We start from the raw sequence: 25,755 nt of genomic DNA on the forward strand, positions 1-25,755 counted from the left end.
TAAGAATTATGAAAAAAATACATGTTTCGGCGATATTAATCTTGCTTGTTGTTATGAGTAGTTGTGCAGGCTTGATCTTAAACTTCAAAAACAGTCAGCTAATGAGTATCCAGAAAGGAATGACACAACAGGAAGTGAAGGCGATTCTTGGAAAGCCCAATTACAGACGCTTTGATGGAGCAATGGAAGAGTGGGAATATCGCGGGTATCTTTCCAAAGCAGGGCATTCAGTGATTTGTGTTAACTTTATCGACAACCGTGTTGTTGGGTTGGATTCGTTTAGAGACGGTGCACCGACTGCTCCTCCTGCCCCTTCCTTTTCTTTAGGCATAGGCGGTACAGTCACTGCTTCGGACATAGCTCCCGCTTGTGACTATAGAGCCATGAGAAACGATGAGTTTGCCCGCTTTTTAAATGATGTAAAGAGTAAAACTTTTGATTCGGACCGGACAGATTTCATTGAGAAAGCAACCCGCTCTACCGGATTTACATCAGAGCAATGCTGCAGATTGATAAAACTTTATAGCTTTGATGATGATCGGACTAAGGTACTGAAGATACTTTATCCGAGCGTAGTGGATAAAGATAATTTTTCCGCAGCAATAGACGGATTGGATTTTCTGTCGAATCAGGATACGGTGAAGAACTTTGTGAGGAACTATAATAGAATTAAATAGACTTAAGATATGAAACGAATATTGATATTCTTTTTGGTCATAGGAATCACTGCTATAAGCAGTGTGAGTATGGCAGCCATGAGCAATAGCCGCATTCGCAAGGAGACTCGTTTCCTGACCGATAAGATGGCCTATGAACTGAACCTGAGCACAGGGCAATATAATGATGTATACGAAATCAATTACGATTTTATTTACTCCATTCGTTATCTGATGGACGATGTGATAAGGGGAGAAGAGTGGGCACTCGATAAATACTATCGTACCCTGGACATTCGTAATGATGATTTGCGTTGGGTGCTGACTGCTTCACAGTATCGCCGTTTTATAGGGGTCGATTATTTTTATCGACCGGTTTATGCCAGTGGTGGCAGTTGGAGTTTCCGTATCTATATTCGGTATACAAACCATAATCATTTCTACTTTGGCAAACCGTACCACTATAACAGCTATTGCGGTGGACACTATCGTACTCATTATCATAACAGCTATTATCGCGGACGCTATCGACATGATTTCTATTCGGGTTCGCACAGTATAAGAGATCATCGAAATTATAACACGCATCGCCGTTCCGATTTCGGATCGGTAACCATACGTTCCAATTCGGGACGGAGAGATGAGGTGAGAAGAGGAGTGTCCCAAAGAGAAAGCTCAGCTTCACGGGATAACAACAGAGTGACTCCTGGGAATGCTACCCGTACCGGCAGAGAAACCAGAAGTACGGAAAATAACCGGAGGACGAATACTGTCCGGAAGAGTGAAAACATATCTACTCCTCATAGAGTAACACCGGAGCGTACGGATAGCAAACGTAGCAATAGCCGTAGTACTTCATCCCGCTCTGCAGAGAGGGGGAACAGAGAAAGATAAGTGCTATTTGCCTTTCCTTTCTGTTTCCGTATTATTTCTTTAAAATTTCAGGAGTTGAACCAGTCAGGATAAGAGGTCAGAACATCTACCTCTTGTCTTGGCTTCGAGGCTTTGGTAAACTATTGTATGCTGTCTCTTTGCAGATCTTTCTTTGCCTCGCCGGTTACATTAATTTCCGGGCGGATGCTGTCGGCTGCCACTTCACTGATGATTCCTTTTTTCACTAATCGTTCGGTTATTAAACGGTAATAGCCTTCCAGGCTCTCCTTCAGTTGCATATCATTGTTAAACGAATTCCGGAAATGCTTCGGCTTTGGAATAATGGAAGCCAGAAAAATAGATTCTTCGGCTGTCAGTTGAGACGGTCGCTTTTTAAAATAATAGGTTGCTGCTTCCTGCACCCCATAAACGAGCGGTCCCCATTCTACTATATTCAGATATACTTCGTACATTCGTTCTTTGGAGGTAAGGCGTTCTGTTTCTATCAGCCAGACAATCAGAGCTTCTTCCAGTTTACGGGCTATGTTTTTGTTTCGATTCAGAAATACGTTTTTCACCAACTGCATGGTGATGGTACTCCCTCCGCGGGCAAAACGTTTCACTTTCAGATCTTGTATCAACGCTTCGCGCATGGCTTCAGGAAGGAATCCCCGGTGGAAGTAGAAAGCTCCGTCTTCACTTTGCATCACAGACATTTGCAACAACGGAGAGATGCTGTCCAATGGTGTGAAATGTTCCCAGGAAGGGCCGATTGGAAAAGTACGTACCGGTTGGCCGTTTTCGTAAGCCGTATAGATAAATTCTTCCGACATTTTACCAAGATCTGTGACCCCGTAGTTTACAATGCAGAAATTCCTTTCCTTCAGTTCCGATTCCAATTTCAGACTGTCCAACAGGGCAAAATTTGCATCTAGAAAAAAGTGATAGGCCAATTCGCCACTTGTCTTTATACCTTCCAGGTTACTGAATAATCCTTTGGGAAGTGAACCGAACAATTGGTCTGCCGGAAACCAGGGTTTGTCTACGGCTGCTGTGAAATGCCATTGCTGTTTTTTCTTTTCGGCTTTCAGGTAAGGGTGAAACTGCATTTGATTGAACCGTATCACAGTAGTACTATCCAGTTCGGCGGATTCTTTGCCTACAAGAATCCGGTAAGATACTTGACCACGATCCAAATTGACCGTTTCAGGAGAAAGAGCCTTGTGATATACTTCGAGTCCACTGACAGCCGCTTGCCCGGTCAACTGAACTTGTCCGCCATTCTTTTCCGATTTTGTCAGGCTATAAGTCAGGGTATCCAGACGAATATCGGCATCGAAACGGCGTTTGAGGTAGGGTAGGATGATTTTGTTGTTCTGTTGTGCATAGAGTTCTGCTTTCAGGGTATGGCTGCTTCGGTTTACTTTTCCGCAGGCGGTCCAATGTTGGGTTGTCGAGTCTTCATGTACTTCGATATCCGAGCGAAAATGATTTTGCCGGACCGTTAGTTTGGGAATATGGATGTTTACGAAGTTACGGTCTTTCCGTTCAGCAATGTCTATTTGACACAAGGTCCCGTTTTCCGGTAGGAAGCCATAGAAAAGATTCAGTATCCGGTTTATTCTGTGGGCATAGTCGGTCTGAACCTGACCGGATGAAGTCTCCCGTTTTCTTTTCAAGAAGAGAAAATCATAATTCGCCATGCTGTCTGCTTTTATAAATGAGGCCTTCAGTTGGTCGACGGTTACATTACGCACTTCAATTTTTCCCCGAATCAATTTCCAAAAGTTGAGGTGCATGTTCAAAGTATGCAGGGTGAGAAGGGTATCCCGGTTGCGGGGAACTATAGAGAGATTTTTCAGTTCGATTTCGTTTAATCCTTTCATTCGCAGGTCCTCATAGCAGATAGATAATCCGTATTTTTGTTCGGCATATAGTATTCGTTTGTCGGCCGTCCGGCAGAGAATTCCGTTACGTCCCAGATATAAACCTGCCAGTACGAGGATCAGGACACTTCCTGTAATGATGAGAGCAATGCTCCCTTTCGTGCGATATTTTCCCATTTCAATATGTAAACTATGGATTTATCGGCTGCAAAGTTATACAATTCCCGGAAAAATATTATATCTTTGGGAAATCTATCATAGGAGGTACCGTGAAAAAGTTGCGAACAGATCGACAGACCCTCAATGACTTAGGAATTGTGGAAAGTACGTATGGCGAGAAAACTCTTTTCTCGCTCTTTGACATGACGGAAAGTGATGGAGGAAAGAGGTGTCTGGAAGAGTGGCTGGTTCACCCTTTGTCTGATTGGAAAGCATTGCACGAAAGGCAGGAAGCGATCCGCTATCCGGACTTTCCGGAGATACGTATTTGTAGGGAAGAACTGGATTTCATTGAGTTTTATCTCAGCCAGGGAGATCGTCCGACGAGAGTGAGCTATTTGGAATCTGCCTTTTCATATATCTTCCGGCATTTCAGGGCTACTCCCGAGCGTTATGTCATCCGTAGGGGAACGAAGTTGCTTGAAAACGTTTTGTTGGAGCTGAAAACTTTTGCAGATCATGTGACGGAACTCTCTCCCCGGTTGATCCGTAACATTGCCGCCACTATCTCAGAGATCTATCAGGCTACAGAATTGGGAAAAATGGTTGATTCCTGCGGGCAGGAAGATAGCTTTTACCGGACCGACCGTTTGGATTACATTTTCCGTTATCGACGAAATCATACCATTGCAGCTCTTCTTTCTATTGTATATCAACTGGATGCCATTCGTACCGTGCATCGGACAGCAGTGATGAAAGGTTGGTGCTTTCCTTCTTTTACTAATGATAGCAAGTTTATGCTGTGCAATTTCTATCATCCGCAAGTGAAAGATGCTGTAGCGAACGATTGGGAGATGGAGAATGGGAATATCTGCATCTTTACCGGGTCGAATATGGCGGGTAAATCCACGACTTTGAAGGCAATAGCATCTGCTGTATGGTTGGCTCATGCCGGATTTCCGGTACCGGCTTCCTCGATGGTTTGTCCTATGTTCGATGGTATTTTTACTTCTATCAATCTGCCGGATTCTCTGAGAGATGGTCGCAGCCATTTCTATGCGGAAGTATTGAGAGTAAAAGAGGTGCTGGAACAGATTAACAAGGGGCATCACTGTTTTGTACTTTTCGATGAATTGTTTAGGGGAACCAATGCGCGGGATGCTTTTGAGGCATCGGTTGCCGTAGCAGAGGTGTTGAAAGCAAAGGCATATAGCCGTTTTTTGATATCTACACATATCATAGAATTGGCCCGTAAATTGGATGGAGATGACGCCTGTTGTTTTTATTATTTAGAATCTGCGATAGTGGATGACGAGTTGATATGTAACCATAAAGTGAAGCCGGGTATTTCAGAGTCAAGAGTTGGATATTGGATTGTGAAGAAAGAACTTGCCGGATTTGAGAAATAATGTAACTGACTCTTATAGGAAAAATTGTGAATAATAGATATATTTGTAGATTATTTTAATTTAAAAACAACGACAAGTATGAGAATTAAATTATTATTTTTGATAAGCATTCTGTTCTGTACAGGTAGTTATGCACAAGAGACGGTTACCGAACCTGATTTTATAGGTGAGGTGTTAGTGTTAAATCCGGATAACAGCACGACTCCGCTGGAAAAAGCTACTGTTAAAATCAAAACAAAAGCCAATGCTTCGATATATTTGGTAGGTATGGGTAAAGTGAAAACAAAGATAAATGTAGATGGTCCTAGCGCTCAGGTACGATTACATCAGGGAGATGATTTTAAGTTGATTGTGAGAGCTGTGGACAACAATACCGATCCAATGTCTATTATTAATATCTTTCAGTTTGAAACGGGTAAGAAAGTACGTAAGGCCGAGTTATCTTCTTTGAGTACATTTGGAGGAGCCTCTAGCAATAATCTGGAACTACTTCCGTATACAGCTAAAAAATATGGAGAAAGTTCTTATCTGATCACATTGAAAGAAAAGCCGGTGGGCGAATATGGGATAACGGTTCGTAATCCTAATTCTTTGGATGAAAAAAATATCATTGTGGCTTCATTTGGAATCGATCAATAATAAACACTTATAGCCGGATTGCTATTACTGCAAATGTAAATGTGTCAAAACTCGTATTCACCATAGATTACACCGATTTACACAAAACGATTTTAAATCTACTGATAACCAATAATATTTATCTATGTAAATCTGTGTAATCTGTGGTGAGTTATGAAACAACCTCTTGTCGGCTACTGCTGTTCCAACTCAATGACAGCGCTACTGTAATCACCGGATAAACCAATAGGCAAGCCTTGATTCATCAGGAAATCGCCACTGAAAGATTGTCCGTTGGCTGACCCTGTTGCAGCACGGCTTCCCGGATAGATGTTCAATTCTTTCACGTTGTATTTCTTGTCGGGAATCAGACCTTTGAAACGCATCGGAGCACTAACTTCACCGATATGTGATTTTAATTGGTAAGCATAGAATACGGCACGACTTTTGTCCGGCAATACATACATCATGGAGGTGCGGTTACCTTCGTAAGGAGATAAAATACGGTACAGGTCGCCTGTAAACACTATGTTACGGATACTTTCGTAAGTCTTGATAGCCTCTTTGGCAAAGATTACTTCTTTTTCATTCATGGTGGACGGTTGTAAATCCATTCCCAAAGCTCCCTGCATAGCTACGTCAAAGCGGAATTTCAGTGGAGTAGTGCGCCCGGTCTGATGATTCGGACTGGCAGAAACATGGCAACACATTGCTATCGAGGGAAAGAACTGTGAATTGCCCCATTGAATAAGGATACGTTGCAAGGCATCGGTATTATCGCTGGGCCAGTATTCCTCGAAGTAGCGCAGTGAACCGTAATCCAGACGGCCTCCTCCACCAGAGCAAAGCATAAAGTGTACGTCGGGATGTGAATCGCGTACTTTCTTAAAAACATTCAGTAATCCCCGTCCGTATTCGATCCATATGTGTGACTGTTCGTCGGCAGGTAAATAAGTGGATCCCGGGTTGGTTACAGCACGGTTACAGTCCCATTTCACAAAAGCTATCTGAGGGTTATCTTTCAGAATGTCGTGTACACTCTTATATACAAACTCTTGTACTTCGGGATTCGACAGGTCGAGTACCAGTTGCCGGCGAAAGAGAATATGTTCACGTCCCAGTTGCTGGATTACCCAGTCAGGATGTTTATCGAATAGTTCACTTTGGGGGTTTACCATTTCAGGTTCCACCCAGATACCGAACTTGATATCATTATCCGTACATTGTTTTACCAGCCATCCCAGTCCGTTGGGAAGTTTTTCTTTGTTTACCACCCAGTCGCCAAGTCCTGCGTCATCATTGTTGCGGGGATGTTTCTGTCCAAACCATCCGTCGTCCAGCAGGAAGAGTTCGAAGCCCATCCCTGCAGCATCTTCTATAATTGATTTCAGTTTGGGTTCGTTAAAGTTGAAGTAAGTGGCTTCCCAGTTGTTCATCAGGGTATAACGTGAATTTTCTCCGTGGCGTAAACCATATTTACGTGCCCAACGGTGGAAATTACGACTGACCTGTCCGTTTCCTTTTGTACTGTATGTGTAGAGGAACGAAGGAGTTTGGAATACATCGCCTTTTTTAAGTTTGTAGTGTGATGCGTACGGATTCATTCCGGCAAGTACACGGAGTTCCTGATTGTTGTTTTTTTCAAATTCCAACTTAAAGTTGGCAGGCCATGCCAGAGCCATCCCTATCACTTCTCCATTGTCTTCAGTCATCCGTCCGTTCAGGGATAGCAGACACATGGGATGAGCAAAGAATGTGGCACGGGTTCCTAATTTGGAATCTATCACTTTGATGCCTTCTGTCAGTTCTACTTCACTCATGTTGCATTCTCCGGCCCAGTCACCGGCAAAGTGAGTGAGTCGGTAGGAGGAAGATTTAAAGGAGAGCTGTGCGGAAGCAAACTGGTAAAGTGTTACCGGTTTCTTTTCAGTATGCTGATATATAGTCCATTGTTCTATAAGGTCGCTCTCTTCGTATGCCTTATAGAAAAGTTTCACTTGAAAAGGATATAGCGGGTCTTTCAGTGAAATCGTAGTCAGTGTTATGCCGGGTTCCGGAGACTCTTGTTTCACGTTTTCAAAGTTCAGTAGTGTAGAGGTATTACCGTCTGCATGTACTGCATGAAGGGCCACTTCGTTTTGTTCTCCCATTCCATAAGTCGAATATGCCGGAAAGTTATTGCCCTGTTTCTGTAATACATCGGTGTCTGCCAGGCGTGGGCCATAATAAACTTGTCTTAGTGATTGATTGGCAACCCTGAAAACAAGTGCTGTGTTGCGTGTCGTAATCTGAATCAGTTCTTGCGCTGGCAGTGAACAAAAACTCAGGACAAGGCCGATTAATATAAATGTTCTTTTTAGCATTGTACTTTATTTGAGGGCCTTATCCCGCTACTTTCCCAATTGGCGGGTAGGAATTACTATTGGTTTTTCCAATCTGCTTTGTGGGGGGAGGAGAGTGGGAAAAGGCCGTATTATTATTGTATTTTGATTACAATCGGTTTATGGATATCCATTACCTTAATAGGTACGATAACTCCGTTTAATTCTTGATTGGGAGTTGTTCGAGCCTTTTTGCCGTTTACCGATACACGGGCCTGTACCGGAATCCCCGGCAGTTCGATCCGGTAGGCACGTTTTCGGGGCTGTCCTTCATAAGTCCCTTCTACCGGAGATACAGTGATGATCGTCTGTCCCCCTGATTTCTGATAGTTGAGGCGTGTGGTGGCATACTTCCCTTGCAGGTAGTCTTGGGTCAGTCCGTCGTCTTCGTACAGGATATAAGTATTGTTTGCTCCTTCTTTGCCCGGATAACAACGTACGATCAATTCTGTGAGCGGGGTGGAACACATTCGTTCCGTATAAGGCTGCATCGGCAGAGGACAACCTCCCTTGATGAACAATGGAAATTGTTCCAGCGGGCTTTTCGTTTTGATCACTTGCCCGCCTTCTTGTCTTTCTCCGGTGAAGAAATTATACCAGTCGGTTCCACCGGGCAGCCAGACCTCTTGTGTGGCTATCTTTTTTTCTCCTTCTCCCTTGGCGGTGATGGGAGCACCCAACAAGAGGTCACCGAAGAGAAATTGTCCCGGATACTGATAGGCTTTTTCTTCGTCCGGATATTCAATGTACATTCCCCGGTTAAGTGGCAACATATCTGTATGGCATTGGCGGACGGAAGAGTAGATGTAGGGCATCAGTTGAGAGCGTAGGTGGTAAATCCGGTGCATTGCCTTTTCTGCTTCTACGCCCCAGAGCCAGGGACGGCGGTCGAGTTTTTCGTCGTACACCGAGTGGATGCGGAGTGAAGAATTCAGCAATCCGAACTGTGTCCAGCGAGTGTAAAGTTCCGGGTCGGTTCCGTCGTAGAATCCGCCAAGGTCATGTGCCCAGAAGAAACAACCTGCATTGCCGCTGGTGGTAGTCAGGTCGACCTCAAAGCGGAGTAAGTCCCAGTTGCCCACAGCATCACCGGAGAATTGAATCGGGTGACGATGGTCGCCCCATCCGGCCCAACGGCTGAAACCTGCACCGCGAAGGTGGTTACCGGACGAATAATTATAATAGATGTGATTCATCCAGGGAAGATGTTTCATATTTGTTCCCCGTACCAGAGGATATAGATAATCTTGTTGCCAGTCGAGCCACCAGAAGGCTACTCCCATGGAATCACTTTCCTGATGAGCATGTTTCATGAAAGCATTCATATAGTCACGGTCACCTGCGTCAAACAGGGGTACACCTGTTTGCTGGGTATCGACTCCCAAATCTCGTACAAAAGCTTGATAACTATCTTCGTGCGGACGGATGCCGTCGTGTGGATGTTCGTTCAGTACTACGTAGATATGATCGTCTTTGAAGTCTTTTATCAGTTTCTCCGGTTCGGGAATCAGTTTACGGTTCCAGCTATAGCCTGTCCAACCCCGTGTGCCGGCATGTCCGGTTCCGACTTTGGCATTTTGTGTATGCCATCCCATATCGAACACCATGATATCGAGGGGAAAGTCGTGTTCACGATATTCCCGTACCAACTGGCGATAATCTTCGTCTGTGTAGTTCCACCAGCGGCAATACCAAGATCCGTGTACATATTTGCGGGTCATCGGTGATGGTCCGCTGACTGCCTGAAGTGATTTCAAGGCTGCCTTGTAGTCATTGCCGTAAACAAACAAATACAGATCCTGAACATGGTTACGGTCACGTGTCGCCACCCATCCGTTTTTTAGGACTTCCTTACCGGTATCGTTAATCAGATACCAGCCGTCCCGGCTCAATAACCCTTCCTGGCGGTCGATGGGACCTTCTACGTCATCAAGCGTTGTCACTGCTCCCAATAGATTCCGGCTTTGGCGGCTGGCTATGTACCAACGTTTTTCTTTAGGGGAGTCTCCGTTTCGGAAATAGACAAACAAGTTGGTTTGTCCGAAGGGAAATCCGTCATTGTAATACTCGACACGCATGGCGGGAGTGGTCATGATGTAACGGTTGCCTTCTTTACGCTCTACTTTTACTTCGGTACATCTGGGGGTACGGTCTACAGCGAAGAGGGTAGAGTCGTTCAGGAACTTTCCCTGCTGTGCGTATTCCATACGTACCAGATGGTCGGTGATAAAGGTAAAACGGCTATTGCCTATGACTACTGGGTTTGAACTGGAGGATGGCAGGCAAAAGAGTAGCCCGGCTATCCAAAGGATGGTTCGTTGGATGTTTCTCATGTCGTTTTTATTTTTGTTAAATGAACTGTTCAGGTTATCTCTATATCTTCTTTTTATCCGGTAGACCCTCGTATATTCGGACAAGGGTCCACCGGATGTTTCTCCCTTTATGGATTCTGTTCCAAGACTCCCGGATATGAATCGATCTCACGTTGAGGGATGAATTCGATTGCTGCCGGATCGTCAGCTGAAATGGTCAGGCGGACCGAAGTTGCGGCTCCACGGTCGTGAGTGCCCGGATAGGTACGGTTCATGGTCAGTCCGTTGCGGAAGATGTCGAAGCGGCGATGCCCTTCGAAAGCCAACTCCTTGCGGCGTTCCTCCAATACATATTCCAACATGGTTTTACCGGGTTTCATGTCACCGGCCGAAAGTGCGGGTATGTGTGCCCGGGTACGGATTACGTTGAGGTCTGCCAAAGCATCACCCAATGCCGGTTCTTTGGCATAGGCTTCCGCACGGTTCAGGTACATTTCGCCCAGACGGAGAACAGTTGGTGACCACAGCTGGGGTTGGTTTTCTTGTTTGGAGCATTTGTATACGTAGTACTTCGGATAGTCATTGCGTTTTGCCATCAGATTTTGGATGGTCACGTAATGTTTTTCGTATGTGCCCGGGGTGGGATTGTCTTTACCCGATTTCAGTCTCGATTCTACGTAATAGCCTCCGGCATCCTGCTTCATGGTCAGTGTGTCTTTGTATTCATACTTCGACAAATAGGCATCTTTGATCCGGTAGTTTCCGTTTTCTTCTATGATTTCGTTCCAGCGGTAATACTTTCTGGGGACTCCATCTTCTTCGGAGGATTCGATATAGATAAATTCTTTACGATATTCACCTGTCTCGTCATCTTTCAGGTATTGCGGAACGATATATCGTGAGCGCAAGTCCTCCGGATATTCCGCATACGCATCCCGGAGTGGTTCGGAAGCATACAACTCTCCCCAGCCTACCCCATCGATATTGGCATAAAAGCCTCCGATAGAGTTCCAACCGTAGTCGTCTTTATCTTTAGTACAACGGATGGCAAAGATGATTTCCGGATTATCTTCCGGTACCAAAACATTGGCTGTAGCATACGCTTCTCCTTCCAGTAAAGTACGTCCTGAACTTTCGATTACTTCGGTAGCGTATTCGGCAGCCAGCTTATTGTTACCCATGTACAGATAGACGCGTGACAACAGAGCCTTGGCTGCACTGGGACCGGCGTAGATGTTCGACTCCGAATTCAGCAGTGTTTCTGCTTTCTTCAGGTCTTTCAGGATTTGCTCGTAAGATTCCTTTACGGTGGAGCGCATTGGATAGTCGTTTATGTCTGCCGTCAGTTTCAGGGGAATCCCGAGGTTGGTTTCCGGTGACTGATTGTAAGGACGACCGAAGACATTGACCAGTACAAATTCCAGCCATCCTCTGAGGAAGTAGTTTTCACCAATCAGCTGGTCCATCTCTTTGCTCTCTCCTTCCTGTGCTTTCTCAAGTATTTTGTTGGAGTTGATGATGGAGCGGTAGGCCCATCCCCACATGTTCGACATATGGTAGTTGTCCGTGATGCGCTGGTAGTTGTAGATATACATTAATGCATCCGACGACACTCCGCTCAACGAAACGTTATCACTGGCCAACTCGCCTGCATAGTGCCACCCCTGGTGGAAGGCTGTCTGTTTAAATACGGCATAGTTACCACGGGTGGCAGACAGCAGAGATTCATAACTGCCATCCAGCTCGTCCTCTGTCAGTTGGTTGTAGGGGAGTTCCTCTATGGAGCAAGCCGAAAGTCCGATCAGAGAAACGAAAAAGCAAGATACGATATGTTTGATTTTCATAATATGACGTGATTTTTTAGAATGAAACATTAAGGCCGAACACGATTCTTCTGCTCAACGGATAGATAGTACCTGCATAACCGTCGGTACTGCTGTCCGACAATTGGGGAGATACCCCCGAGAATGGGGTAAGCGTGAATAGATTATCAGCACTGCAAGAGACGTTGACCTGTTGCAAGCCCAGTTTCCCGCATAACTTCTCCGGTATGGAATACCCCAGTGATAAGTTGCGCAAGCTGAAGTAATTGCCTTTCTCCAAATAGCGTGAAGACGATTTGTTAGAGTTTTTGTTACCTCCGTTAATGGCTTTCGGATGCGTGGCGATGTCTCCTTCTTTTTCCCAGCGTTTCCAGCCGCTTTTCAGTTTCATTGAATTGTAGTCGGCATAAGCACCGTCGGAATCGAGCAATTCGCGGGATTGGTTATAAAGCAGGTTCCCGTATACAAAGTCGAAGTTGGCAGTCAGTGTAAAACCTTTATAGCTAAATGAATTCATCCATCCACCGGTAAACTTCGGCGCGGCAGAACCACAATATACACGGTCGGCTTTATTGTAAGAGTCGGTAGTTGTGCGTTTGCCATTCTCATCGGTGGTATACCACAATGGAGAACCGTTAGCAGGATCTACACCGGCCCATTCTCTCAGATACCATTCATCCATATCCCGTCCTTCTTCCAGGCGTTTCAATCCCTTCAGTTCCGGTTTCCCTCCATAAAGTTCGGTAACCCGGTTTCGGTTGAATCCAATGTTGAAGTCACTGGTCCACTGGAATTTTGAGGTACGGATGACATCTGCATTAAGACTGATTTCGAGGCCTTTATTATTGATGGCACCTACATTTTTATATTGTCCGGTGTAGCCTGATATATTGGGTAGCGGGGCATAGTACAGTAAGTCCGAGGTGTTTTTATTGTACAGGTCGATGGTGACTCCGAAGCGATCGAAGAACCGTGCGTCGATACCGATATTGGTGGTGTAACATTTCTCCCACGACAGGTCGGCATTCCCCATCTGTGAAGGGAAGTAAGCTACTTCGTCATTATACATCATTGAAGAATAGAGCGGGTAGTGTCCGTAGTATGCTCCGGGAGTGTTACCCAGAGAACCATAACTGACTCTCACTTTTAGTTGGTTGACAGACTCACGAAGAGATTCGAAAAAAGTTTCGTTCTGGATATTCCAGCCGCCACTGACTGTGAAGAAGTGTCCCATACGATTGTTTTTACCGAAACAAGATGATTCGTCCATGCGATACGATACTTGTCCCATGTAGCGGTTATCATAGTCGTAGTTGGCATTGAACAGTGCCGATTGGGTGGCAATGGCGTCTTTGTATCCACCGATGGATTTAATACCGGTTGTTACGTCCAGAATCTCTCTGCCGGGCTGTATGCCTCGTCCTTCGGCGGAAGTCGATTCGTAAAAGTGGCGGGTATATTCGTAAGCTCCCAGTGCGTTGACTTTGTGTTTGCCGAATGATTTCTCAAAACGTATCATTTGGTTGGTGAATTGCTTGGTCAGTAGTGAATTAGAGTTGGATAACGACCCTTTGTCCGATTGCCCCGAACGCGAACGCTTGTCCGTGTAGCTCTCGGAGCGGTTACTGATATAGCGAATATAGTTGTTTGACTCGAAACGCAACCAATCCGTAATCTGATAATTGAAATTAATGGTTCCGTCAACCGTCAGTTTTTTCGAACGGCTCCAGTTCCATTGCAGGTCATACATGTCGTTGATTCCGTCACGTCCTCTCCAGTCTTGTTCTTGTCCCGAGCGGATAGAACCGTCTTCATTGTAGGGGAAATCCCAAGGGAGGTAGAGATAAGTGTTGTACACGCTGCGTTGCTGACTGTCTGTACGTGAGAGCGAACCTGAAATCTTGGTTGACATGGTGAAGCGGTCTGTAAACTTCACATCATTGTTGGAACGGAAAGTGAAGCGGTCCAATGTAAAGTCCTTAATGGCTCCCTCTTCGCGGTAGTAGTCTGCCATAACAAAGGAACGCATACGACCGCTGCTTCCGGTATAGGTAATGTTTGCGTTGGTATATAATCCTGGTTTGGAAGCTTCTTTAAACCAGTCTGTGTTGTGTTTCAGAAGTTCTTCTGTGAACCACGACTGATTATTCCAGGATTTCTGATAGTCATAAAGTTCTTGTGAATTCATCATCTCAAGGCGCCCGGTCGATAGTAAGGATACACCGGCATTGACCGATACACTATATTTGTTGGCATCATATTCGCCTCTTTTGGTGGTTACTACAATAACACCGTTGGCGGCACGCGAACCGTACAATGCGGTAGCCGAACCATCTTTCAGCACACTGATATTGTCTATCTCGTTCGGGTTCAGTCCCGGATCCTCACCTACAATCACACCGTCGACTACCCAAAGTGGAGAGACAGACGAGTTCAGTGTGCCTTTACCACGAATACGGATTTTGCTGGCTTGGCCCGGTTCGCCGGATGAACCTGAGACATATACGCCGGATACTTTTCCTTGGAGCATACTTCCTACTTCCAGTGTGTTTACGTCTTTCAATTTATCGGCTTTCACTACGGCTACCGATCCGGTTACGGCCGACTTCGTCTGTACGGTGTAACCTACTACGACAACTTCTTCCAGTGTTTTAGTGTCTTCCAGTAATTTGATATTGAGCGTTTTTTGTGAATCGATTTTGATAGTTTGTGTCAGGTATCCGATGAAAGAAACAATCAGTTCGTCACCGGCAGCTGCTTCGATGGAAAATTCTCCGTCGATATTAGTACTCACACCTGTACCTGTGCCCTTTATCATGATGTTGGCTCCGATGATAGTTTCTCCTTTGATGTCTTTCACCACTCCTGTAATATGACGTTTTTGCTGTGCAGCGTCTGTTTGAGTTGTTTTTGCCATCAGCATGATGTTGTGTCCTTCCATGGCATAACCTACATTGGTGCTACGGAATAGAGAAGAAAGTACATCAGCTACCCGTTGCTGACTTACATTGACGGTTTTGCGTTGATTTACATCTACCTCCTTCTCGGAATATACGAACAGGTAATCTGTCTGGCGTTCGATTTCGCCCAGGATTTCCCGTATCGGTTTATTGTTTTTCGAGATAGATACCTTTGTTTCCTGAGAGTTCGCATTGCCGGCGAATACTCCCGAGATGAAAACGAAAAGGAATAAAACTATCATTTTCATAGTATGTGAAATTGATTTATTTACGATTTTACTTGTTTTTATCAGAGTGTTTTTCATACATTTGTACACTGTGTTAATTAATACTCACTAAGTTTTCGCAGACTGGGGTGTTGTTAACCCGGAGCCGGAAGTGTGCCACCACTTTCGGCTCTTTTTGTTCTTATGTTTTCATTGGTTCCTGTTTTTAGTTTAAAGTTAATACTTGTTTTTAATTTATAGTAATGGTATTACTGTCTTCATCCCGTTGATAGGTGAATTTACATTTCAGTTGAAGCACCTTTAATACGTGCTCTACACCGTCTCTGATACGAAATTTTCCGGTGAACCGTACATTTGCCAGGGACTCTTTTTCCAAAATGAATTTTACATCATAGTATAGACCTAACTGGCGGATAATTTCGTCCATGCGCGTATTGTCGAAATAAAGGATTCCTTGCATCCATAATGCCCGGTTCCACTCGCTGATACTCTCTTTCCGGAGTTGACCGGCTTTGCCGAATAACCGTTCGTTGGGTTGCAGTTTTACTTTCCTGCCGGTAGTGGTTTCGTTTACTTCTACCGAGCCTTTCAGCAAGACTGTTTCGAAAAAGTCCTGATCTTTATACATCATCACATTAAATTCGGTACCCAATACTCTTACTTCATATTCTTTGGCTTGTACGATGAAGGGTTTCTTTTCATTTTTTGCCACCTGGAAATAACCTTCACCGTCCAGTGTCACTCTACGCTCTTTCCGGTCGAAGTGGTCGGGAAACGTAAGTGTCGTATTTGAATTCAGGCATACTCGGGTTCCGTCACCTAATGTTAATTCTGCCCGTTGTCCTGATGGGACATGTATTGCTTTCAAATCAGGTGTATCTCTTCCTCTCTCCGGAGCCAGGAAATAAACAGAGGTAACTGCTATGAGGAAAATAGCGGCTATTTTAATGAACTCCCTGATGTAAGGAAGTGTCAGCCGTTTCTTTTTATCAACCGTTGCTGCCGGTTTCTCTTGCCAAAGGGTGATGTCGTGCAACTTTCTCAGGGCAAGATACTCACGCATATGTTGTGGATCGGTATCCAGCCACCGGACTACCATTTGCTTCTCTTCCGCACTGGCATCTCCTGTAAGATATCTGTTTAGTATCTCTTGATTCATAATTTATACGAGTTCTTGATGAACGTTTTTTGCTCCGTTACATCTATAAGACGATAGAAGTGAATACAACCCTAGTCTGTTTCTTGATTTTTTTTTAGTGGAAATAGAAAAAGAAGTAAAACAAGGGAAGATAATCTTTGAGTGAAATCCGGAATTCTTTAAGCGCCCTTGATATGTGATATTCCACTCCTTTGACTGTGATGCCCAGATTTTCAGCTATTTCCTTATTCATTTTATTCTCGAAACGACTCATTTTAAAGACTCTTCGGGTTTGTTCCGGGAGTGTGCGTAGGGTGGCTTGGATAATTTGGTTAACTTCTTCGGAAAAAATCTCTGACGGGTCACAAGCTTCCAGGCTGGATACACGAATGTCCAGTTCGCGAACATAAAGTTCACTCAACTCGGACATGGCATTCAGTTTGTTTTGTTCCAGACGTAAGTAATCCAGTGATTTATTTTTCAGAATGGTGAGTAACATGGCCTGAGGGGAATTTATGATATCAGTTTTCAGTTTTTCCCACAATTTGATCAGTGCTTCGGCCGCAATGTCTTCTGCTACCTGTTCGTCGTGTACATACGATTTGGCAAACAAGAAAGACTTCCTGTAATAAAGAGTATAGAGAGCGTTAAAACTGTTGATATTTAAGTCGTCCATTCTTGTATACTGTGTTCCGGGATATTTTTCTGTATGATCTAAAAGTGCCGCAAGGTATGAAAAAAAAAGCAAAAGAGGATTAATAGTTGTGAGTATTTCTGTTTTGCTTCTTTCCCGGGGATGTTGTCTGCTATCGTATGTTTTACTTGCTCTTCTTTTATAGTGTCCGCAAATGTAGGTGAGGTGTTCGTTGTCGAACATCTTTTTCCTTCTTAAAATCTTTGATTATTACGAGGTTATGTTTTTGGCACATTACTTGTATAACAATGAAGGAGTGAGTTGTCCGGTCGTGGTATAGCTCATTCTTAGATTGTAATTTTGATTGGTAAAGGGTGGAATGGGAATTTCGCCCTTTATTTTTTGTATGGCCTGAAAGGTGATAAAAAATAAGGGTAGAACCATTGTCCCACCCCTATCACTTACAATAATAATAACTTCTCTTACTCAATGGGCTGTCCTTTGTAAAAGTCCAGAATCTTTGTACGGAACAGATAGTCATATTTGGCCTGAATCCGGTCGGACAATGCTTTAGTCAGATTTAGTTTGGATTCATTGTACTCGACCGAGGTCGCTTTTCCATTGTCGAACTTTTCACTCATCAGGCGGAAGGACTCTTGGCTGGCTTCTACTGCCGACTCACTTGACTTAAACTTGCTCTCGGCAGCTATGGCATTGTACCATGCTTGTTGGATTTCTTTATATAATACCTTCTTGGTATTGTCCAGTTGCAATGCCAGATTGGTTTGTTGCAGGCGCGCAGTGCGTACACGGTTGCGAGTGGCCAGGCGATTGAATAAAGGTATGTTCAGACTGAATCCGGCATATTTATTCAGGTTGTTCTTCATTTGGTTGCCAAAATTTGAACCGGCGTTACCATTTACCGTATAGAAGTTTGTACCTAATCCTGCAGAGAAGGACAATTGCGGATAGTAACTGCTTTTTGCTATGCGGACATTCTTTTCGCTACCTTCAAGACGATATTCGGCTGCTTTGATGCCCGGTTTGTAGAGCATGGCCTGGTTATAGATTTCGTCGGGTGAAGTAAGGGGAGAGAATTCCAACTCCGTATCCGGTGTGGCAAGTGAGAAATTCTCCGGAGTCGGAAGTTCAAGCAATTGACTTAAATCGAGTAGAGCTAACCGGTAATTGTTGTCAGCCTGTACCGCACTCATCTCATCTTGTGCAACGCGAGCTTTGGCTTCGGCAACTTCGGCGGGAGAAGCTTTTCCTACTTCATGCAATCGTGTGATGCGGTTCAGTTGTTCTTTGCTGAGTCCTACCTGACTTTGTGCCACTTTGCTTAACTCTTGATTAAAAAGCACTTGCAGGTAAGCGGAAGTGACATTGATTGCCAAATCTTCTTTTGCTTTATTCAGGTCTTCGATTGCTGCTTTCAGGTTTAGTTTGGTAAGTGCATACTGGTTCGGTAATTCCAGACCGGTGAATAACGGAATATTTGTACCCAGGCTGAAGCTACTGCTACCGCTGTTGATATCATTATAGGTGTTATCTACCGGCGATGCTGTACGTCCCCAACTCCAATTTTGCGAAGCACTGCCGCTAAGGTTGGGTAAGCGTGCCCATTTGGCGGTATTCACCTCCACTTTACTCTGTTCGGCCGAGTTTGCCGTTTGTTGCACATTGATATTATGCTCAATGGCATAATCGATACACCGGCGTAAAGTCCATCCTTCCTGTGCCTGTGCAGTGTAAGCTGACAGTCCGGTCAGTATCAATAAGTTGATCAATATTTTATTTCTCATATTATGCATTGTTGGTGATTCATACTTTCCCTATATTATACGAGAGGTTTATTTGTCTTTCTTTTCCGAAGCTCTTACTTTTTCCTTTCCGGTCAGACCTTCCTTGATTTCCAGTTTGATACCGTCACTCATGCCGGTTTTGATCTGGCGGCGTTCAAACTTCTGTTCGGGTATACTATCGGTCATTACCCATACAAACGTACTGTCGCCACTGAATTCGATAATGCCTTCGGGAACTGCCAGAACTTTTTGCGCACGTTGAAGCACGATTTCTGCATTGGCGGAATATCCGGAACGGATTTGTACAGAGTCCGGTGCATGAACGGCCGCTTTAATTTCGAACTGATTGGCTCCGTTCTCTTCTACACCTTTCGGAGAAATATATTCCAGTTCGGCATCGAATGTAAGATTTTGTAAAGCTCCGATAGTCAGTTTCACCGGCATACCTTCATGGATACGTCCCACTTCTGTTTCGTCAATCTTGCCTTTGAAGATCAGATCGTTCATATTGGCTACTGTGGCAATAGTCGTACCGTCATTAAACGTATTACTCATGATTACCGAGTTACCTACTTTGATCGGTACGTCCAGAATCAATCCGTCGATGGTCGAACGAATCAGCGTACTGCTGAAGGAAGCGCTGTTTTTGGTGATACCTTCTTTGATAATCTCCAGTGCATCTTTTGCAGTTTGCAATTCTTCACGTGCTTTCTTTATTTCTACTTCGCTTTTTTCGTAATCTTCTCTGCTGATTAACTTGTCGTTATAAAGCTTCTTGATACGTTCATGATCTGTTTCGGCTTGCGCGGTACTGATCTCTGCCACACGTACACGGCTTTCGGCTGAGTTCAATTGTCCCAGTTCCGGGATGACTTTTACTTTAGCGATTACTTCACCTTGCTTAATGGTCTGCCCGGCCTCTTTGTATACTTCGGATATGATACCCGATATTTGCGGTTTAATGAGTACTTCGTCTCGCGGCTCTACTTTGCCGGTGGCAACCGTAGTCTTTTCCAGATCCGCAATCTCCGGGGTAACGGTTTCATATACGGTTGTTTTAGGCTTTGATTTCTGGTACAGGAAAATGAATGTCCCAATGAAGATGGCGGCTACCACTACCAGTAATGTAATTTTCAGATACTTTTTCATCTTGTTTTATATTTTGAATTATTATTTTCTATCTTGACTGTGTATTCTTTGTTAACCGATGCTGTCTTGTCGTCCTTTTTTGTGCGGGAGACAGAGAATGATCGTACTTTATTCATCCCTGATAGCTTCTATCGGTCGGATAGCCATTGCCCTATAAGCGGGTGCCAGTCCGGCGAGTAGTCCCAGCGTCACCAGTAACAGGCAGGTTCCGATAGCCATACCAAAAGACACCTGGAAGTGGGAATAATGGTCCTTACCGGAGTTGACGCCTATTTCCATTAATTGCAGGATCAGTACACCAAAAGAGATGCCGGCCATGCCTGCAATGGTAGTCAATACCATACTTTCTGATAAAATCTGTTGTAAAATGTCTTTCGGACGGGCACCGATGGCACGCCGGATACCTATTTCGGTGGTCCGTTCCTTCACGGTCACCATCATGATGTTCGATACACCGATAGCCCCTGCCAGCAGAGTGCCCAAGCCTACCATCCAGATCAATACATGGATACCGGTAAACAGATTATCCATCATTGAGAACATGGCCTCCGCATTCAGTTTCATAACTGCCTGTTTGTCATCCGGCGATATATAATGGGCCTCTTTAAGGATGGCTTCTATCTCCGGTTCAAGGTCGCTTACCTTTTTCCCCGGTTTCACGGTATAGCATATCACGTCGATACGTTTTCCCATGTTGTAGGCTTGCTGCATCGTACTGAAAGGTAGCACAACGGCTTCCGAAGCCCGGCCCTGGATGTTCATGTTTCCTTCGGACACACACATGCCTATCACCTGATAATAAATGCCGTCTACCCGTACATATTTACCACAAGGATCTTCGCCCGGGTTGAAAAGGCTCTCGTAAACACGTTTGCCGATAACGCACACTTTGCGTCCCTCGCGTACGTCTACGTCGTTGATAAATCTTCCGTAAGCCATATCCTGGTTTTCAATCTTTGCATAGTCCGGATAAAGCCCTTTCACGCTGCAATCGTACTTTTTCTCTCCATAAATGGCTGTCGATCCCCAGCGGGCTATCGATGGAGTGATTACATCGATGTCTTTTACTTTTTTGCGGATTCGTTCAATATCTGCGTTTTCAATATCCCAATAGCGTCCTTTGCGGAATCCCTTGTAAGCCTCTCCTGTCTTTTGTGAGGCCATGAAACCCGAGTTGGTTGCGAAGCCTTCAAATTCGGCTTGCATCATCTCCTGCATTCCTTGTCCGCCTCCCATCAGGGCCACCAGCATGAAGATGCCCCAGAATACTCCGAATGCCGTCAGCAGGCTTCGTGTTTTGTTTCTTGTTATCGTGACGAGGATTTCCTCGCACGTATCCATATCTACTCTCATAATCAATCTGCTCTAAGTGCTTCAATAGGTCTGATACTCACTGCTTTCTTTGCCGGGAAGAATCCTGCCAGTGTTCCTGCAACGACCAAGGTCAGTGTGGCTTGTATGGCAATGCTGATATCCACCGTCGGATTCAGGAATACGGTTTCCGAAAACATTCCTACATCTACGGTTTGTTCTCCGGCCACTTTATTCATCCATTCGGTAGCGGCGATTCCGGCTACCATCCCGATGTATCCGAATAGTGTTGTGATGGTCACGCTTTCCACGATTATCAACCACAGGATAGAGAATGGTTTGGCACCCAATGCTTTGCGGATACCGAACTCGCGTGTCCTCTCTTTTACTGTGATCAGCATAATGTTCGATACGCCTACGATACCACTCAGTAATGTGAAGATACCGATCACCCAGATGGCTGTACGCAAGATGCCCATAGCGTTTTGTGACTGTAGATAATTGGTAAAACGGTTCCATATCCACAGTGCGCTGTTATCCGATGGGTCAAAGCGGTGTTTGGCGCCCATTACTTTGCGATAGGCTGCCTCGAATGCTTCGTTTGTTTCAATGGTGGTGAGCCCTTTGGTGGTGAAAGTCAGGTTATTCAGTTTATCACCTTTGTTGTAGATTACCTGTAAGGTGGAGAAAGGAATATAAGCCTCGCTGCTTCCCTGATCGCCCGGATCGGTGTAAAGGCCTACGACTTGATAAGAGACTCCACCGGCATTTACAAACTTTCCGATAGGTTCTGTTTTGCTTTTTCCGAAAAGGATTTCAGCCGTTTTGGTATGCAGTACAATTACTTTCCGTCGTTCTTTGAGATCGATGTCATTGATGAACCGTCCGTCTGTCGATTTTACGGATTCCACTTCGGTAAAGTTCGGATACACACCTTCCAGTGAAAGGTTAACGTACTCCTGTCCGTAACTCAGGTTTACATTACTTTGCCATTGGCTGGCACCTACACTGATGATGTTGTCGCTGAAGTGCTCCATGGTGGCATCCAGGTCCTTATTGTCCAACTGGATGCGTCGTCCTTCTTTTAATCCGTCGTAAGGTTTCCCTGTCCATCCCGGATATATTTTTATGGAGTTCAGCGCCCGTGCCGATGATGACTTTTCAAAAGCATGGATCAGTCCGTTTCCGGCTCCCAACAGCACTATCAGCATGAAGATGCCCCATGCTACGGCGAATCCGGTCAGTAACGTACGGAGTTTGTTCCGCTTGATGGTACCGTATATTTCTTGCCAAATGTCAATCATATTTATATCTGTTTTTATTTCATGTATCCATCCTTGCCGAATGGTGAGGCATCATGATTCAGGTTCTCTTCAATCCGTTCGATTATACCATCCTTGATGTGGATAATTTTATCTGTCTGATTGGCAACTCCACTTTCGTGGGTGACTACGACAATGGTCATTCCGGTCTTGTGCAGGTCTTTCAGTATTTGCATCACCTCTACGGACGTCTTACTGTCCAATGCACCGGTAGGTTCGTCGGCCAGAATAATCTGAGGCTGTGTAATCAAGGCACGGGCAATGGCTACACGTTGTTTCTGACCTCCACTCATTTCATTGGGCATGTGATGTGCCCAATCCTTGAGTCCCAGCTTGTCGAGGTACTCCATGGCCATGGCATTACGTTTTTTCCGGCTTACTCCCTGGTAAAACAGAGGCAGTGCGACGTTTTCCACTGCATTTTTAAATGAAATCAGGTTGAATGACTGGAAGATGAAACCGATCATCCGGTTGCGGTATTCCGCGGATTTAGTTTCGCTCAGGTCCTTAATCAGCACGTTGTTGAGGTAATACTCTCCGTCATCGTAATTATCCAATATACCTAGTATATTGAGTAAAGTAGACTTGCCGGAACCTGATGCTCCCATGATGGAAACGAATTCACCCCGCTCGATGTCGAGATTGATGCCTTTGAGTACATGGAGTGGGGCTCCGTTGTTGTAGGTTTTGTTAATGTCTTTTAAGTGTATCACAGTTTCATCTATTTAGTTTCAAATTTCTTATGATTTGTTCTATTAGACGTACGGCTGATACGAAAAGTTGCAAACGAAGTGAACTTTTTTAAAAAAAGATTTTGTAGACTCAATCTTCTTTACGTAATTTGTGTGCAATAAACATTTAATATTAACTAACCCTTTAAATAAGAGTATCATGAATTCAAGCATGGAGAAGCCCTATGTGGTGGGTATTGACATTGGCGGAACAAACACTGTCTTTGGAATTGTTGACGCGCGCGGAACTATTATAGCAAGCGGTGCAGTGAAAACTCAAGTATATCCTACAGTAGAAGAATATGCAGATGAAGTATGCAAAAATCTTCTGCCGTTGATTATCGCAAATGGCGGGGTGGATAAAATAAAGGGTATCGGCATTGGCGCTCCTAATGGGAACTATTATACCGGAACCATTGAATTTGCTCCTAACTTGCCTTGGAAAGGTGTATTGCCGTTGGCTTCTATGTTCGAAGAACGCTTGGGTATACCGACTGCCTTGACAAACGATGCTAATGCTGCCGCAGTGGGCGAAATGACTTACGGAGCTGCCCGCGGTATGAAAGATTTTATCATGATTACTCTGGGAACAGGTGTCGGTAGTGGTATCGTTATCAACGGACAGGTGGTTTACGGTCATGACGGTTTTGCAGGCGAACTCGGTCACGTGATTGTTCGTCGTGACGGACGTATCTGTGGTTGCGGACGCAAGGGCTGTCTGGAAACTTACTGCTCGGCTACAGGTGTGGCACGCACTGCACGCGAATTCCTCGCTGCACGTACCGATGCCAGCTTGTTGCGTAATATCCCGGCTGAGAGCATTGTATCGAAAGACGTATACGATGCAGCCGTACAGGGAGATAAACTGGCTCAGGAGATTTTCGAATTTACAGGTAATATTCTGGGTGAAGCATTGGCAGACGCTATTGCTTTCTCGAGTCCGGAAGCTATTATCCTGTTCGGTGGTTTGGCAAAATCGGGTGATTACATTATGAAGCCGATTATGAAAGCCATGGAGAATAACCTTCTGAACATTTACAAAGGTAAAGCAAAATTGCTCGTTTCTGAGTTGAAGGACTCTGACGCTGCTGTGCTGGGTGCCAGTGCATTGGCTTGGGAACTGAAAGACTTGAGAGACTAAACGTCCTATTAAAGTGATTATTTAGCGAAAGCTCCGGAAGTCATTCCGGAGCTTTTTTTGTCTGTACGGGCGGGAGCTTCGGGATGTACTCCAATATCGTTTTGTCAAAGATGTCATTTTGTATTTTCTATCGTTTCAAGGAGGGCATATTCCGGTCTTTGGTTTGGGATCCGTGGAAAAAATGAATTTCAGCTGATTTCCGGCAGCTCAAAAAGATGTCTTATTGAGCTTAATTCTCACCGGAAGAAGGGAATATTCTTTTATTTTGTTTCGTGTGATAGCGAATCTTGTAACTGAACTTCGAAATGCTACTTAGGATACTTCTCTGTAACCGGAGCCAATAAGTGAAAAATAGCTTTGATTTTAGACTATTCATACCTCCTTTGGAGGAAGTTAATGATTCGTTTCGACTTTATTAATAAAAGACTCGGACGTTATTAACAAAAGACTTGGACGAAATTAATAATCTCTTTCGTCTTTTTCTGTATATATAGTCTCAAAGTGATCAAATTCTGCATGAATACTCTTTTCTTATTCTTTTTTTATGCAAAAAGATCCACAGAAGCTCTTTGTTTGAGAAAGGGGTGGTTAGCAAATTGTTTGAAAGGAGAGTATAATGATTCTATTTTATAAGATTTAGCGTCTTTTTGTCAGAAAAAGTAGGAGTGATACTTGTCTTGTGTTACGAATAAAAAAGAGGAAATCTTGCCGGAAGATTCCCTCTTTTTTATCTCGAATCGGAGAGCAGGGCTGATTAGCCGTTAACTCTTTTTTCTTTGATTCTAGCTTTTTTGCCGGTAAGAGCACGCAGGTAGTACAGTTTAGCGCGACGTACTTTACCAACCTTGTTCACTTCAATGCTGTCGATAGCCGGTGATTCGATCGGGAAAATTCTTTCTACGCCTACGGTTCCTGACATTTTACGTACAGTAAAACGTTTCTTTTCTCCGTGACCTGCAATTTTGATAACAACACCGCGGTACAACTGTACACGCTCTTTGTTACCTTCGATAATACGATATGCTACTGTTACAGTGTCTCCTGCTTTGAAGCTCGGGTGCTGTTTTCCGGTAGCGAATGCTTCTTCTGCAATTTTAATTAAATCCATTGTTGTTTATTATTAAATTGTTTTATCGTTACAACGCAACATACCAGGTAACTCTCTCCTGACAGCGATTGCGCGAAAGCGGTGCAAAGTAACGAATTATTTGCCGGATAGC

The 25,755-nt window shown here is 44.5% G+C and carries 18 protein-coding genes; 5 read left to right on the forward strand and 13 right to left on the reverse strand.

The genetic code is table 11. The annotated features are described in order from the left end of the window. Positions 1-8: 8 nt before the first annotated feature. Together BSHG_RS14945 and BSHG_RS14940 are read left to right on the forward strand one after the other, a co-directional pair. Positions 9-677 (forward strand): DUF4476 domain-containing protein, encoded by a 669-nt coding sequence (locus BSHG_RS14945; RefSeq protein WP_005784415.1) that lies wholly within the window; start codon positions 9-11, stop codon positions 675-677. A gap of 9 nt (positions 678-686) precedes the next feature. Then, positions 687-1,550: a hypothetical protein gene (locus tag BSHG_RS14940; protein WP_008658329.1), complete on the forward strand. Its 864-nt coding sequence runs from the start codon at positions 687-689 to the stop codon at positions 1,548-1,550. Positions 1,551-1,669: 119 nt separating this feature from the next. Here the strand turns inward: BSHG_RS14940 and BSHG_RS14935 are convergent, their stop codons facing one another. Next, positions 1,670-3,592 carry a biosynthetic peptidoglycan transglycosylase gene (locus tag BSHG_RS14935; RefSeq protein WP_008658331.1) on the reverse strand — a complete coding sequence of 641 codons (1,923 nt, stop codon included), beginning with the start codon at positions 3,590-3,592 and terminating at the stop codon, positions 1,670-1,672. 38 nt (positions 3,593-3,630) lie between these two features. Here BSHG_RS14935 and BSHG_RS14930 point away from each other — a divergent pair, with 38 nt between their 5' ends. After that, positions 3,631-4,983 (forward strand): MutS family DNA mismatch repair protein, encoded by a 1,353-nt coding sequence (locus tag BSHG_RS14930; RefSeq protein ID WP_032497340.1) that lies wholly within the window; start codon positions 3,631-3,633, stop codon positions 4,981-4,983. Between the two features lie 78 nt (positions 4,984-5,061). Continuing rightward, a complete protein-coding gene (locus BSHG_RS14925) occupies positions 5,062-5,622 on the forward strand; it encodes a hypothetical protein (RefSeq protein WP_005784421.1) in 561 nt (186 codons plus the stop codon). Positions 5,623-5,795: 173 nt separating this feature from the next. Here the strand turns inward: BSHG_RS14925 and BSHG_RS14920 are convergent, their stop codons facing one another. The 11 genes from BSHG_RS14920 to BSHG_RS14875 all read right to left on the reverse strand — a co-directional run bounded on the left by BSHG_RS14920 (position 5,796) and on the right by BSHG_RS14875 (position 23,376). Beyond that, positions 5,796-7,964: an alpha-galactosidase gene (locus tag BSHG_RS14920; RefSeq protein ID WP_008658340.1), complete on the reverse strand. Its 2,169-nt coding sequence runs from the start codon at positions 7,962-7,964 to the stop codon at positions 5,796-5,798. Between the two features lie 113 nt (positions 7,965-8,077). Continuing rightward, positions 8,078-10,315 carry a glycoside hydrolase family 31 protein gene (locus BSHG_RS14915; protein ID WP_008658341.1) on the reverse strand — a complete coding sequence of 746 codons (2,238 nt, stop codon included), beginning with the start codon at positions 10,313-10,315 and terminating at the stop codon, positions 8,078-8,080. A 107-nt stretch (positions 10,316-10,422) separates the two neighbouring features. Further along, positions 10,423-12,138, reverse strand: a complete 1,716-nt coding sequence (locus BSHG_RS14910) for a RagB/SusD family nutrient uptake outer membrane protein (protein ID WP_005796471.1) — start codon at positions 12,136-12,138, stop codon at positions 10,423-10,425. 16 nt (positions 12,139-12,154) lie between these two features. After that, positions 12,155-15,325, reverse strand: coding sequence for a TonB-dependent receptor (locus BSHG_RS14905; protein WP_008658344.1), 3,171 nt, complete (start codon positions 15,323-15,325; stop codon positions 12,155-12,157). 208 nt (positions 15,326-15,533) lie between these two features. Then, positions 15,534-16,463 (reverse strand): FecR family protein, encoded by a 930-nt coding sequence (locus BSHG_RS14900; protein WP_008658346.1) that lies wholly within the window; start codon positions 16,461-16,463, stop codon positions 15,534-15,536. A gap of 94 nt (positions 16,464-16,557) precedes the next feature. Continuing rightward, complete coding sequence (locus BSHG_RS0220165) at positions 16,558-17,118, reverse strand: RNA polymerase sigma-70 factor (RefSeq protein WP_008769331.1); 561 nt, start codon at positions 17,116-17,118, stop codon at positions 16,558-16,560. Between the two features lie 440 nt (positions 17,119-17,558). Further along, positions 17,559-18,881 carry a TolC family protein gene (locus BSHG_RS14895; protein WP_005784436.1) on the reverse strand — a complete coding sequence of 441 codons (1,323 nt, stop codon included), beginning with the start codon at positions 18,879-18,881 and terminating at the stop codon, positions 17,559-17,561. 48 nt (positions 18,882-18,929) lie between these two features. Further along, positions 18,930-20,030, reverse strand: a complete 1,101-nt coding sequence (locus BSHG_RS14890) for an efflux RND transporter periplasmic adaptor subunit (protein ID WP_005801569.1) — start codon at positions 20,028-20,030, stop codon at positions 18,930-18,932. Positions 20,031-20,138: 108 nt separating this feature from the next. Then, a complete protein-coding gene (locus BSHG_RS14885; protein ID WP_005784442.1) occupies positions 20,139-21,383 on the reverse strand; it encodes an ABC transporter permease in 1,245 nt (414 codons plus the stop codon). Between the two features lie 2 nt (positions 21,384-21,385). Continuing rightward, positions 21,386-22,645: an ABC transporter permease gene (locus BSHG_RS14880; RefSeq protein ID WP_005784445.1), complete on the reverse strand. Its 1,260-nt coding sequence runs from the start codon at positions 22,643-22,645 to the stop codon at positions 21,386-21,388. A 14-nt stretch (positions 22,646-22,659) separates the two neighbouring features. After that, a complete protein-coding gene (locus BSHG_RS14875; protein ID WP_005796460.1) occupies positions 22,660-23,376 on the reverse strand; it encodes an ABC transporter ATP-binding protein in 717 nt (238 codons plus the stop codon). 178 nt (positions 23,377-23,554) lie between these two features. Between BSHG_RS14875 and BSHG_RS14870 the strand changes: the two genes are divergently transcribed. Beyond that, on the forward strand, positions 23,555-24,535 hold the full coding sequence (locus BSHG_RS14870) for an ROK family protein (protein ID WP_005784451.1): 981 nt from the start codon (positions 23,555-23,557) through the stop codon (positions 24,533-24,535). 754 nt (positions 24,536-25,289) lie between these two features. On the opposite strand, the gene rplS is transcribed toward BSHG_RS14870, so the two are convergent. Next, a complete protein-coding gene (gene rplS / locus BSHG_RS14865; protein ID WP_005778830.1) occupies positions 25,290-25,643 on the reverse strand; it encodes a 50S ribosomal protein L19 in 354 nt (117 codons plus the stop codon). Positions 25,644-25,755: the final 112 nt, after the last annotated feature.

It is taken from the genome of Bacteroides sp. 3_2_5 (genome assembly GCF_000159855.2).
Classification (GTDB): domain Bacteria; phylum Bacteroidota; class Bacteroidia; order Bacteroidales; family Bacteroidaceae; genus Bacteroides; species Bacteroides fragilis.